Raw genomic sequence first — 13,558 nt, 5'->3', positions numbered from 1 at the left:
CTAGGGGGGGTGCGAAAGGGTGGGGCAACCCGGCGGTAGGACTTTGTACGCCATCGGAATGGCCGGACAGACCGATGGTGGGGTAAGCACACTTCGCTTCCGTCAACTTGACGTACGACGAAGGGAAACGGTTGCTCAATGATCCCTTACGGATGAGTCACGATCGAACACCGGGCTCCTCTTAGGACTCCCCGCGGATCACCGCGAGCACTCCGTCCAGCTCATCAGGTTTCACAAGAACATCACGAGCCTTGGAACCCTCGCTCGGACCGACGATGCCCCGGGACTCCATGAGGTCCATGAGCCGCCCGGCCTTGGCGAAGCCGACGCGCAGCTTGCGCTGCAGCATGGACGTCGACCCGAACTGCGTGGACACCACCAGCTCGGCCGCCTGACACAGCAGGTCGAGGTCGTCGCCGATGTCCTCGTCGATCTCCTTCTTCTGCTTGGTACCCACGACGACGTCGTCCCGGAAGACGGGCGCCATCTGGTCCTTGCAGTGCTGGACGACGGCCGCGACCTCCTCCTCGGTCACGAAGGCGCCCTGCATACGGGTGGGCTTGTTCTGCCCCATCGGCAGGTACAGCCCGTCGCCCTTGCCGATGAGCTTCTCGGCGCCGGGCTGGTCGAGGATGACCCGCGAGTCCGCCAGCGACGACGTCGCGAAGGCCAGCCGCGACGGCACGTTCGCCTTGATCAGACCGGTGACCACGTCGACCGACGGCCGCTGGGTGGCGAGCACCAGGTGGATGCCGGCCGCGCGCGCGAGCTGCGTGATGCGCACGATGGCGTCTTCGACGTCCCGTGGGGCGACCATCATCAGGTCGGCGAGCTCGTCGACGATCACCAGCAGATACGGGTACGGCTGCAGCTCGCGCTCACTGCCCTCCGGCGCTTTGACCTTGCCGTTCCTTATGGCCTCGTTGAAGTCGTCGATATGCCGGAAGCCGTACGCCGCCAGGTCGTCGTAGCGGAGGTCCATCTCCCGTACGACCCACTGCAGCGCCTCGGCGGCCCGCTTCGGGTTGGTGATGATCGGCGTGATCAGGTGCGGGATGCCCTCGTAGGCGGTCAGCTCGACGCGCTTGGGGTCGACGAGGACCATGCGGACGTCCTCGGGGGTCGCGCGCACCATGATGGAAGTGATCAAGCAGTTAATGCACGACGATTTACCGGAACCGGTGGCTCCGGCGACGAGTACGTGCGGCATCTTCGCCAGGTTGGCCATCACATAGCCGCCCTCGACGTCCTTGCCGAGCGCGACCAGCATCGGATGTTCGTCCTCGGCGGCCGCCGCCAGGCGTAGTACGTCGCCGAGGTTGACCATCTCGCGGTCGGTGTTCGGGATCTCGATGCCGACCGCGGACTTGCCGGGGATCGGGCTGATGATCCGCACGTCCGGGCTGGCGACGGCGTATGCGATGTTCTTGGTCAGCGCGGTGATCCGCTCGACCTTCACGGCGGGGCCGAGCTCGACCTCGTAGCGCGTGACCGTCGGCCCGCGGGTGAACCCGGTGACGGCCGCGTCGACCTTGAACTCGGAGAAGACGTTGGTGAGCGAGGCGACGACCGCGTCGTTGGCGGCACTGCGCGCCTTGCCGGGTCCGCCGCGCGTGAGGAGGTCGAGCGACGGGAGCGCGTACGTGATGTCGCCGGACAGCTGGAGCTGTTCCGCGCGCGCGGGCAGGTCGCGGATCTCCTCGGGCGCGGCCTTGGTGAGGTCGAGGACCTCCCCCTTGAGCTTCTCCTGCTTGGGACGCGCGGCCGGCACGGGCTTCGGGGTCGGAGTCGGCGTGGTCTCCCCTCGGTCGCCGACGCTGACGCCCTGGGTGAGGTCGGCGACGATCGGTGAGGGCGGCATCCCGTGCAGGACGGCACCGTCGAGCGCGGCAGCGGCGGCCGCCGCGACATCCACTGCGTCCATGGGACGGTCCATCTCGGGCTGCGGCACCGCGGAGCGCCTCGGGCGCCCACGACGCCGCGAGAGAGCCTCCTGCTCCGCGTTGTCGGGGTCGTACGCCTCGGGCGCCGGCCCGCGCCTGCGGGTGCGCGCGGGCAGCGCCTCGCGCCACTGGTCGTCGTACCGCTCGTCGTCCTCGCTGTACCCGTCCTCGGCCGGTTCGTGGACGATGCCGAGCCGCACACCGAGCTGCCGCAGCCGCTGCGGGATGGCGTTGACCGGCGTGGCCGTGACGACCAGCAGACCGAAGATGGTCAGCAGCACGAGCAGCGGTACGGCGAGGACCTCGCCCATGGTGTACGTCAGCGGGGTCGCCGCGCCCCAGCCGATGAGCCCGCCGGCGTCCCTTATCGCCTGCATGCCGTCGCTGCGGGCGGGCGAGCCGCAGGCGATGTGGACCTGGCCGAGCACGCCGATGACGAGCGCGGACAGGCCGATCACGATCCGGCCGTTGGCCTCGGGCTTCTCGGGGTGCCGGATGAACCGTACGGCGATGACCGCGAGCAGGATCGGAACCAGCAGGTCGAGGCGGCCGAAGGCACCGGTCACCAGCATCTCGACGAGGTCGCCGACGGGACCGCGCAGGTTCGACCAGGTCCCGGCGGCGACGATCAGCCCGAGCCCGAGGAGCAGCAGGGCGACGCCGTCCTTGCGGTGCGCCGGGTCGAGGTTCTTCGCGCCCTGCCCTATCCCGCGGAACACCGCGCCGACCGCGTGCGCGAGCCCGAGCCACACGGCGCGCACCAGCCGGTAGATGCCCCCGGTGGGACTCGGTGCCGGCTTCGGCGGCGCGGCCTTCTTCGCCGCGGCCTTCTTGGCGGGCGCCTTCTTGGCAGGGGCTTTCTTGGCAGCGGCCTTCTTCGCCGGAGCCTTCGCTGAAGCGGCCGCCTTCTTCGCGGGCGGCTTCTTGGCTGCGGAGGGACGTGAGGCCATAGGTGTGAGGTTACCGTCGGAGACGACAGCGAACACGTGCGCCCACTGCTTCACCCGTTCGTGTCGCGGTCAAAGGGGGCCGGGAACTGACGTCGGCTCATGGATGCCGCCCAGCAACTGGCCCCGCCCCGACGTCAGTTCTGCGAGGGCACCGAAGACGTACTGCCGGCCCCGGGCTCCAACGCGTCCAGCGCCCGACGCAACCCCGTGAGTTTGCGTTCGAGATGAGCCGCCGTAGCCACAGCCGCCGCGTCCGCCGACTCGTCGTCGAGCTGCTTGGACAGCGCCTCGGCCTGTTCCTCGACCGCCGCGAGCCGCGCGGACAGCTCGGCGAGCAACCCCGCCGGCTCCTTCGACTCACCGCCGGCCGCGGCCTTGCCGCCACCGCCCTCCAACTGGAGCCGCAGCAGCGCCGCCTGCTCGCGCAGCTGGCAGTTCTTCATGTACAGCTCGACGAACACCGAGACCTTCGCCCGCAGCACCCACGGGTCGAACGGCTTCGAGATGTAGTCCACCGCCCCCGCCGCGTACCCCCGGAACGTGTGGTGCGGTCCGTGGTTGATCGCGGTGAGGAAGATGATCGGGATGTCCCGGGTCCGTTCTCGCCGCTTGATGTGCGCGGCGGTTTCGAAACCGTCCATGCCCGGCATCTGGACGTCCAGCAGAATGACCGCGAAGTCGTCCGTGAGCAGTGCTTTGAGCGCTTCCTCCCCGGACGATGCCCGCACCAGCGTCTGATCGAGCGCAGAGAGGATCGCCTCCAGCGCCAGCAGATTCTCCGGCCGGTCATCGACCAGGAGGATCTTGGCCTTCTGCACCATGGCCCGCCCTCCTCGCCCCGGATGTGCACCGGGCGCCGCCCCAGGGGACGACTCCCTTGCGCCGCCCGTCCTCGTGCCGGTCATGGTAGCCGCACCCCGCCTGTCGCCACACCCTGTCACCGCGATGTCACTGTGCACGTAGCAGAAACGTAGCGGGAGACCAGAAGGTTCCCCGAATCCCGTACTCCTACACGGCTTCGAGCACACTGAGTCAGCAACTCCGCGTGAACACCGATGATTCCCGTCACTCCTCCCGCATCCACTGCTCCATCACCGACAACAGGTGATCGGGATCGACCGGTTTCGTCACGTAGTCGGACGCGCCCGACTCGATCGCCTTCTCCCGGTCGCCCTTCATCGCCTTCGCGGTCAGCGCGATGATCGGGAGCCCGGCGAACTGCGGCATCCTGCGGATCGCCGTGGTCGTCGCGTAGCCGTCCATCTCCGGCATCATGATGTCCATCAGGACGACCGCCACGTCGTCGTGCTGCTCCAGGACCTCGATGCCCTCACGGCCGTTCTCGGCGTACAGCACGGACAGGCCGTGCTGCTCCAGGACGCTGGTCAACGCGAAGACGTTGCGGATGTCGTCGTCGACGATCAGCACCTTCTCGCCGCCGAACCGGATGCCCCGGTGCACCTCCGGCGCCGCGCTCTGCTCGGCGGCCGACCACTGGTCCTGCTGCACGGGCCGCAGCTCGAGCTCCGTCGCGGCCCTGCGACGGCGCCTGAAGAGCGCCGCGGCGCCGTTCTGGGTCTCCCGGTACGACTTCACCTCGGCCGGCGTCTCGATCTGGACGTCGGGCTGCCCGGACAGATCCGCCAGCTCCGCGGCGGACGCCACCAGGTCGCCGACCGCCAGGGCGGGCAAGGACTGCTGATAACCCTGCGGCGGGAGTTCGCTCGGGTGCAGCGGCAAATACAGCGTGAACGTCGAACCGCGCCCCGGCTCGCTCTGCGCATGGATCTCACCGCCGAGCAGCTGCGCGATCTCCCGCGAGATCGACAGCCCCAGGCCCGTACCGCCGTACTTGCGGCTGGTCGTACCGTCCGCCTGCTTGAACGCCTCGAAGATCACCCGCATCTTGCTGGCCGCGATCCCGATCCCGGTGTCGGTCACGGAGAACGCGATCAGGTCGGCGTCCGCGTCGCGCAGCGAACCGGCCTCGAGCAGCTGCTCTCGGATCGCCACCGGCACCTCCCTGCCGGCGGGCCGGATCACCAGCTCGACGGCCCCGGAGTCGGTGAACTTCACCGCGTTGGACAGCAGGTTGCGCAGCACCTGGAGCAGCCGCTGCTCGTCGGTGTGCAGCGTGGCCGGCAGCTCGGGAGAGACCCGTACGGACAGGTCGAGGCCCTTCTCCGCGGTCAGCGGCCGGAAGGTGGCCTCGACGTAGTCGACGAGCTGAACGAGCGCGATGCGCGTCGGAGAGACGTCCATCTTGCCAGCCTCGACCTTCGACAGGTCCAGGATGTCGTTGATGAGCTGGAGCAGGTCGGAGCCGGCGCCGTGGATGGTCTCGGCGAACTCGACCTGCTTCGGGGAGAGGTTCCCCTCCGCGTTGTCGGCGAGCAGCTTGGCCAGAATCAGCAACGAGTTGAGCGGCGTACGCAGCTCGTGCGACATGTTGGCGAGGAACTCGCTCTTGTAGCGCATCGACACGGCGAGCTGCTCGGCGCGCTCCTCCAGGACCTGCCGCGCCTCCTCGATCTCGGTGTTCTTGACCTCGATGTCGCGGTTCTGCTGGGCCAGCAGCTCGGCCTTCTCCTCCAGTTCGGCGTTGGACGCCTGGAGGGCCTTCTGCCGGTTCTCCAACTCGGCCGACCGCTCCTGGAGTTGCTCGGTCAGCTCCTGCGACTGCTTCAGCAGCAGCTCCGTCTTGGTGTTGACGGAGATGGTGTTGACGCTGGTCGCGATCATCTCCGCGATCTGGTTGAGGAAGTCCTTCTGGATCTGCGTGAACGGCGTGAAGGACGCCAGCTCGATGACGCCGAGCACCTTGCCCTCGAACAGCACCGGCAGCACGATCACCTGCGCGGGCGGCGCCTCGCCGAGCCCGGAGGAGATCTTCAGATAGCCGCTGGGAGCGTTCTCCACCAGGATCGTGCGCTTCTCCTGGGCGGCCGTCCCGATCAGGGCCTCCCCGGGCCGGAACGACGTCGGCATGGAGCCCATCGAGTAGCCGTACGACCCGAGCATGCGCAGTTCGTACGCGTCCTCGCTCTCGGCGTTCCTGTCCTTGCCGTCGACGTGCGGCATGGCGACGAAGAACGCGCCGTGCTGCGCGGACACCACCGGCGTCAGCTCGCTCATGATCAGCGAGGCCACGTCCTCGAGGTCGCGGCGGCCCTGCATCAGCGCGGAGATCCGGGCGAGGTTGCCCTTGAGCCAGTCCTGCTCCTTGTTGGCGATCGTGGTGTCGCGCAGGTTGGCGATCATCTTGTTGATGTAGTCCTGCAGTTCCTGGATCTCGCCGGAAGCGTCGACGTCGATCTTCAGGTTCAGGTCACCACGGGTCACCGCGGTCGCCACGCGCGCGATGGCACGCACCTGCCGGGTGAGGTTCCCGGCCATCTCGTTCACGGACTCGGTGAGGTCGCGCCAGGTGCCGTCGACATCACGCACGCGTGCCTGGCCGCCGAGCTGGCCCTCGGTGCCCACCTCGCGGGCGACTCGGGTGACCTCCTCGGCGAAGGACGACAGCTGGTCGACCATCGTGTTGATCGTCGTCTTGAGCTCGAGAATCTCACCGCGAGCGTCAATGTCGATCTTCTTGGTCAGGTCACCCTTGGCGATGGCTGTGGTGACCATGGCGATGTTCCGCACCTGACCGGTCAGGTTGGACGCCATCTGGTTCACGGACTCGGTGAGGTCCTTCCACGTGCCGGCCACGCCCGGGACGTGCGCCTGCCCGCCGAGGATGCCGTCCGTGCCCACCTCGCGGGCCACCTTGGTGACCTGGTCGGCGAACGAACTCAGCGTCTTCACCATGGTGTTGAAGGTGTCGGCGAGCTGCGCGACCTCACCGCGTGCCTCGATCGTCACCGTCCGTGTCAGGTCGCCGTTGGCGACGGCCGCCGCGACCTGGGAGATGTTCCGCACCTGCATGGTCAGGTTCTTGGCCATCAGGTTGACGTTGCCGCTGAGGTCCTTCCAGATGCCCGTGACGCCGGGCACATGCGCCTGGCCGCCCAGGATGCCCTCGGTGCCCACCTCGCGGGCCACCCGGGTCACCTGCTCGGCGAAGGACGACAGCTGGTCGACCATCGTGTTGACGGTCGTCACCAGTTCGAGGATCTCGCCCTTGGCGTCGACGGTGATCTTCTTCGACAGGTCGCCCTTGGCGACCGCGGTCGTGACCTCGGCGATCTGACGCACCTGGATGGTCAGGTTGTTCGCCATGAAGTTCACGGACTGTGTGAGGTCCTTCCAGGTACCGGAGACGCCCTGCACCTCGGCCTGACCGCCGAGCTGGCCCTCCGTACCCACCTCACGGGCCACACGCGTGACCTCTTCGGCGAACGACGACAGCTGGTCGACCATCGTGTTCAGGGTGTTCTTGAGCTCCAGGATCTCGCCGCGCGCGTCCACGGTGATCTTCTGGGAGAGGTCACCGCGGGCCACCGCGGTGGCGACCTGCGCGATGTTGCGCACCTGGGCGGTGAGGTTGCCGGCCATGCCGTTCACGGAGTCGGTCAGGTCCCGCCACACACCGGCGACACCGGGCACCTGCGCCTGACCGCCGAGGCGGCCCTCCGTGCCCACCTCGCGGGCCACCCGGGTCACCTGCTCGGCGAACCCGGACAGCTGGTCGACCATCGTGTTGATGGTGTTCTTGAGCTCCAGGATCTCGCCGCGCGCGTCGACGTCGATCTTCTGGGAGAGGTCCCCCCGGGCCACCGCGGTCGTCACCTGAGCGATCTGCCGCACCTGCGAGGTGAGGTTGCCGCCCATAAAGTTGACGGAGTCGGTGAGCTCCTTCCACGTACCGGACACACCCGGCACCACGGCCTGACCGCCGAGGCGGCCCTCCGTGCCCACGTCCCGGGCCATCCGCGTCACCTGGTCGGCGAAGGCCGACAGCTGGTCCACCATCGTGTTCACGGTGTTCTTCAGCTGGAGCATCTCGCCGGAGACGTCCACGGTGACCTTCTGAGACAGATCACCGTTGGCCACAGCCGTGGTCACCTGGGCGATGTTCCTCACTTGTCCGGTGAGGTTTCGGAACGCCGTGTTGACGGAGTCCGTCAGGTCCTTCCACGTACCTGCGGCCCCCGGCACCTGCGCCTGACCGCCCAGCTCACCCTCGACACCGACCTCCCGGGCCACCCGGGTGACCTCGGAGCCGAAGGACGACAGCTGGTCGACCATGCCGTTGACTGTGTTCTTGAGCTCGAGCATCTCGCCGGCCACGTCGACGGTGACCTTCTGGGACAGATCACCGTTGGCCACAGCCGTCGTCACGGCGGCGATGTCCCGCACCTGAGTCGTCAGGTTCCGGAAGACGGTGTTCACCGAATCGGTGAGGTCCTTCCACGTTCCCGCCGCACCCGGCACATTCGCCTGACCGCCCAGCTGCCCCTCGGCACCGACCTCGTTGGCCACGCGCGTGACCTCGTCGGCGAAGATCCGCAGCGTCTCGGTCATCCGGTTGATCGTCTCGGCGAGCTGCGCGACCTCACCGCGTGCCGACACGGTCACCTTCTGCGACAGGTCACCGCTGGCCACCGCCGTCGTCACCTGGGCGATGCCCCGCACCTGCGCGGTCAGGTTGCCGGCCATGAGGTTCACCGAGTCGGTGAGGTCCTTCCACACACCGGCCACACCCGGCACCTGCGCCTGCCCGCCGAGCTCGCCCTCGGTGCCCACCTCGCGGGCGACTCGCGTCACCTCGGAGGAGAACGACGACAGCTGGTCCACCATCGTGTTGACGGTGTTCTTGAGCTCCAGCATCTCGCCGGCCACATGAACCGTGACCTTCCGCGACAGGTCACCCTTCGCGACCGCCGTGGTCACCAGCGCGATGTCCCGCACCTGGGCCGTCAGCCGGTACGCCATGGTGTTGACCGAATCCGTGAGGTCCTTCCACGAACCGGACATGCCACGCACGCGTGCCTGTCCGCCCAGCTTGCCCTCGGTGCCCACCTCGCTGGCCACGCGCGTGACCTCGTCGGTGAACGTCGACAACTGGTCGACCAGATTGTTGACCGTGCGCCCGACCTTCAGGAACTCCCCACGCAGGGGCTGGGTGGCCCCGTCCGGCGCCTGCGTCCGCAGCTCCATGCGGGGTGACAGATCACCCTCCGCCACGGCCGACAGCACCCGGCCCACCTCGGAGACGGGCCGTACGAGATCGTCGACCAGCGCGTTCGACGCGTCGATGGCGGCCGCCCAGGAGCCCTGGCAGGCGCCTGTTTCCAGCCTTTCTGTGAGCTTGCCCTCACGCCCCACCATGCGCCGCACGCGCGACAGCTCGCCCGTCAGATGCAGATTGCGGTCAGCCACCTCGTTGAAGACCGCCGCGATCTCCGACATCACGCCGTCGCCGGACACCGTGAGCCGCTTGCGGAAGTTGCCGTCACGCATCGACACCAGGGCCGCCAGCAACCGGTTCAGGGAAGCCGTGTCCACCACCGTGGTCCCGTTGCGCGTCTTGCGCTGGTTACTCGGGGACTGTCCGCCTTTCGCGCGCGTCTTAGTGCCCCGCGTCGCTGCGCCAGACTCCACTGTGTCCCTCCCGCAGGGGTCGACCGTTACTGCTGTGCTCGGGTACTACTGTTCGGCGAATCTTTTACTGCTGCGCATTCCTGCCGGATCTACCGGGCCACACCACGCTCTGCTGCCCGCCATGCGCGGATGACACTCGCCCGGCCCGGACCTTCACAAGAAGCTTGCCCAGTGTTTCACCCTGGCTGAACCCGGCCATAACAGTTCGGCAGCTTCGCACATCGTCCGCACACCCTCCGGACGGAAACACTGCAGACCGGCATCCGCATGGACGGCGAAGGTAAGTAACCTTGCATGCGGCTGTCCAGCCGCGCCGGTCCGTCCGGCCTGGGCGGTGGCACGAGGTACGAGCGGGCATCGGAGGGCGGCCGCACACATGACCACCGGACTGATCCCGGGGGGACAGCCCCCGGACCCCCGGCCGACGGGCGGCCTGCCGCATCAGCGGCACGAGCCGGTCGGCCAGGTAGGCCTGCACGTCGACAACCGGTCGAGGAGTTCTGTGATCACCGCGCGCGCGGCAGCCAGCTTCGATCCCCTCGGGCGATCGGTGGCGAGTGCCCGCTCCTTCGTCCGTGACACCCTCCAGGGCTGGGGCTTCGCCGACATCGTGGACGACGCCGTCGTCCTCACCAGCGAGCTGGTCACCAACGCCGTGGTGCACGCGGGCACCTCCGCGGACGTGTTGTGTCTACGCAGTGACGACGGCGTACGCATCGAGGTGGCCGACCGCTATCCGGAGCGCGAGATCCCCCTCCAGGGCTCCCCCGTCAACATGGGCAGCCCCGACCGCGAGGGCGGCCGCGGCCTCCAGCTGTGCGCGGCGCTGGCTGGCCGCTGGGGCGTGGAATACACGCCCACCCACAAGCAGGTCTGGTTCCAACTCGACGTCCCCGAGCGCCCGGTGGGCACCCGCGCGGCCGGCCCGGCCCTCCCCGCCGACCTCCTCCCGCTCGCCGACGGCCGGGTCCGCGTCGCGGTCGTCCAGATCGACCGTACGGGATCCATCGCGGCCTGGAACGAGGACGCCGAGGAACTCTTCGGCTACGCCGCCGAGCAGGTCACCGGCAAGCCCTTGACCGACCTCGCGGCCTGGCCGCACACCCCGGGCACCAGCACCGGCATCGCGGAAGCCCTCCGGCTCTCCCGCTGGGAGGGCAGCTACGGCATAAGGGGCGCCAACGGCCGCGTCACTCCGGTGTACGCCTCCCACCTCCGCGTCCGCGACACGGGCGGCGAGCCCTCCACGGTCTGCCTCCTCGTCCGGGACCACGAACGCGCCGTCCTGCAGACCCCGTTGCGTGTCCCGGCGTCCGACGCGTCGTCCGGCTCCGATGCCCAGAGCACCGACCCGTTCGAGGTGTTCATCGGCTCCCCGGCCCCCGACGACCTCGACGGCCTCCTGCAGCGCACGGTGGAGCGCGCCCGCGACATGCTCGACGGCGACTCCGCCTTCCTGCTCCTCGCGACCGACGACGAGACGGAGTTGGAGGTCCGCGCCTCGACGGGCCTGCCCTCCGCCCGCCAGCGCTTCGCGCGCGTGCCCGTCGAGGCGGGCCCCGGCCGCTACGGCTCGGCCCGCATGCCGGCCGTCCACGAGGACCTCACCATGGTCCCCGGCGCGGTACCGCTGCTCAGCGGCACCGGCATGCGCTCGGTCGTCACGGTCCCGCTGAAGGTCGAGGGCCGTCTCACCGGCTCCCTCGGCGTCGCCGCGGAAGGCCCGGCCAGATACTCGAACGAGGAAGCGCTGCGCCTCCAATTCGCCGCCGACCGCATCGCGTTGGCCGTGGAATCCGCCCGTCTGGGTGAACTGGAGCGCCTGCGCCGCGGCTCGCTGAGCTTCCTCGTCGAGGCCTCCGACCTCCTCGCCGGCACCCTGGACCGCGACCAGACCCTCGCCCTGATGGCGCAGATGACGGTCCCGACCCTGGCCACCTGGTGCGCGGTCTACACGATCGCCGACCAGGCCTCGGAGCCGTACCTGTCGTACGTCCTGCACGAGGACGAAGAACTCATCGACGGCATCAAGTCGTTGCTGTCGAAGATCGCCCCGCCGGACCCGGTCCCCACCCCCGGCGCCCGCGTCTGGTCGGCCCCCGCGCAGGCGGCCCACGAAGCGGCCCTGCGCACGTCGATGCGCAGCCTGGGCCTGGGCGAGCCCCCGCACCGGCGGGTCAGCACGAGCATCGGCCCGACCCTGGCTACGGCTTCGGCGGTGGGCGGCGAGACGGTCGTCCTGCCGTTGGTGGCCCGCAACCGCGTCATCGGCATGCTGACGCTCGGCAAGCCGACGGACGAACACTTCCGCCAGGAAATCCTGGAACTGGCCGAGGACTTGAGCCGCCGGGCCGCCCTCGCCCTGGACAACGCGCGTCTCTACTCCGAGCGCACGGCCATCAGCCAGTCCCTCCAGCGCAGCCTCCTGCCACCCGAGCTCCCCGAGATCGGCGGCGTCGAGGTCGAGGTCATCTACCGCGCGGCCGGCGAGGGCAACGAGGTCGGCGGCGACTTCTACGACCTCTTCCCGATCAGCGACGGCGCCTACGGCTTCGCCATCGGCGACGTCTGCGGTACGGGCCCGAACGCGGCGGCGGTCACGGGCCTCGCCCGGCATGCCCTCCGCCTCCTGGCCCGCGAGGGCCTGAGCGGCCCCGCGGTCCTTGAGCGCCTGAACTCCGCGATCCTGGACGAGGGCGCCCGCAGCCGCTTCCTGACGCTCCTGTACGGCGAACTGCGCCCTCAGGAGGACGGCAGCGCGGAGCTCAAGGTGGTCTGCGCCGGCCACCCGCTCCCCCTCCGCCTGCGCCAGGACGGCACGGTCGAACCGGCTGCCGAACCCCAGCCGCTGCTCGGCGTCATGGAGGACCTGGAGCTCTACGAGCAGACGGTCACCCTCGACCCCGGCGATGTCCTCCTGTGCGTCACGGACGGCGTCACCGAACGCCGCGAGGGCACCCGCATGCTGGGCGACGACGGCCTCACCGACGTCCTCACAACCTGCACGGGCCTCACGGCGGGCGCGGTGGCGGCCCGCATCATGCGCGCGGTGGAGCGCTTCGCCTCGGACGCCCCGTCCGACGACATGGCGATCCTGGCGATGCGCGTGCCCGGCATCCACAAGGACTGACGGAGGGCATGAGAAAGGCCCCCGCCCGAAAGGGCGAGGGCCTTCTTCTTTACTGGAGCCCCCAAACGGAATCGAACCGTTGACCTTCTCCTTACCATGGAGACGCTCTGCCGACTGAGCTATGGGGGCCCGCTGCCTTGGCGGTCTCCCGCGCTGCAACGAGATAGATCATACCCCGAATCCGCGCATGCTTCGAACCCGCCCGGGCCTCTAGAAGGCCGGCTGCAACAGCCCGCCGAGAGCATTGCAGGCGGACACGATCCGCTGCATGTCCCGCTTGGTGAGAGACGCGTCGACAGGCAGGGACAACGTTTCATCAGCGGCCCGCTCGGTCTCCGGAAGGGACACACACCGCCGGTACTCGGGCAGCCGGTGCACCGGCGTCTTCACCGGCACCCGGCACTCAACACGCCTGGCCCGCACGGCCCGGGCGAAGGCGTCCCGGTCCGGCCGCCCGTTCCCCGGCACCCGAACGATGTACTGCTGATAGGTGTGCCCATCACCACCGTCGGGCGTGCGTACCCCTTTCAGCTTCGCGTCGAGATAGGCGGCCCGCTCCCTGCGCTGAGCTATCTCGTCGTACGGCGCCTCGGACTCCCCCTGCTCGAGCACCAGCAGCCCGTGCCGCTGCCCGACCCCGTGCAGCCGAGTGATGTCGGCCGACCGTCCAAAGCGGTGTACGACGACCACAGCCGCCGTCCGCGACGACACGGCAGCCTCGACGGCGGAAGCGTCCAGGCAGTACGTCACCGGGTCTATGTCGGCGAAGACCGGCAGCGCCCCGGCCAGGACCACGGCCTCGGCGACTTCGACGTTCACGAAGGCCGGTACGACAACCTCGTCACCGACTCCGACGCCGGCGGCCCTGAGCATTGCAGCAGTACCCATGCGTCGGATCGTTGTTGCGCAACGTGAACATCAAGTGACGTACAACAAAAGAGGGTTGGACCTGGAACCGAAGTTCCAGGTCCAACCCTCTAAAAGGA

General features: G+C 68.9%; 5 protein-coding genes and 1 tRNA gene. 1 reads left to right on the top strand and 5 read right to left on the bottom strand.

The window, feature by feature from the left end:
* Window positions 1-181 precede the first annotated feature (181 nt).
* From AQJ91_RS40740 to AQJ91_RS40730, 3 genes are all read right to left on the bottom strand, one after another.
* Window positions 182-2,893: a DNA translocase FtsK gene (locus tag AQJ91_RS40740; protein WP_067032891.1), complete on the bottom strand. Its 2,712-nt coding sequence runs from the start codon at window positions 2,891-2,893 to the stop codon at window positions 182-184.
* A gap of 134 nt (window positions 2,894-3,027) precedes the next feature.
* Entirely contained in the window at window positions 3,028-3,714 is a 687-nt protein-coding gene (locus AQJ91_RS40735; RefSeq protein ID WP_067032718.1) for a response regulator, read from the bottom strand.
* 244 nt (window positions 3,715-3,958) lie between these two features.
* A complete protein-coding gene (locus AQJ91_RS40730) occupies window positions 3,959-9,442 on the bottom strand; it encodes a HAMP domain-containing protein (RefSeq protein WP_107122668.1) in 5,484 nt (1,827 codons plus the stop codon).
* 376 nt (window positions 9,443-9,818) lie between these two features.
* Here AQJ91_RS40730 and AQJ91_RS40725 point away from each other — a divergent pair, with 376 nt between their 5' ends.
* On the top strand, window positions 9,819-12,572 hold the full coding sequence (locus AQJ91_RS40725; RefSeq protein ID WP_067032710.1) for a SpoIIE family protein phosphatase: 2,754 nt from the start codon (window positions 9,819-9,821) through the stop codon (window positions 12,570-12,572).
* A 53-nt stretch (window positions 12,573-12,625) separates the two neighbouring features.
* Here the strand turns inward: AQJ91_RS40725 and AQJ91_RS40720 are convergent.
* A tRNA-Thr gene (locus AQJ91_RS40720) sits at window positions 12,626-12,701 on the bottom strand.
* Between the two features lie 81 nt (window positions 12,702-12,782).
* Window positions 12,783-13,445: a DegT/DnrJ/EryC1/StrS family aminotransferase gene (locus tag AQJ91_RS40715; protein WP_067032707.1), complete on the bottom strand. Its 663-nt coding sequence runs from the start codon at window positions 13,443-13,445 to the stop codon at window positions 12,783-12,785.
* Window positions 13,446-13,558 lie beyond the last annotated feature (113 nt).

It is taken from the genome of Streptomyces dysideae, assembly GCF_001514305.1.
Taxonomy (GTDB): Bacteria; Actinomycetota; Actinomycetes; order Streptomycetales; family Streptomycetaceae; genus Streptomyces; species Streptomyces dysideae.
This window is presented reverse-complemented; position numbering and strand designations above follow the sequence as displayed.

Bases quoted from the DNA above. Each gene is read 5' to 3' on its own strand.
- AQJ91_RS40740 (WP_067032891.1), bottom strand. From the start codon at position 2,893: ATGGCCTCACGTCCCTCCGCAGCCAAGAAGCCGCCCGCGAAGAAGGCG.
- AQJ91_RS40735 (WP_067032718.1), bottom strand. From the start codon at position 3,714: ATGGTGCAGAAGGCCAAGATCCTCCTGGTCGATGACCGGCCGGAGAAT.
- AQJ91_RS40725 (WP_067032710.1), top strand. From the start codon at position 9,819: ATGACCACCGGACTGATCCCGGGGGGACAGCCCCCGGACCCCCGGCCG.
- AQJ91_RS40715 (WP_067032707.1), bottom strand. From the start codon at position 13,445: ATGCTCAGGGCCGCCGGCGTCGGAGTCGGTGACGAGGTTGTCGTACCG.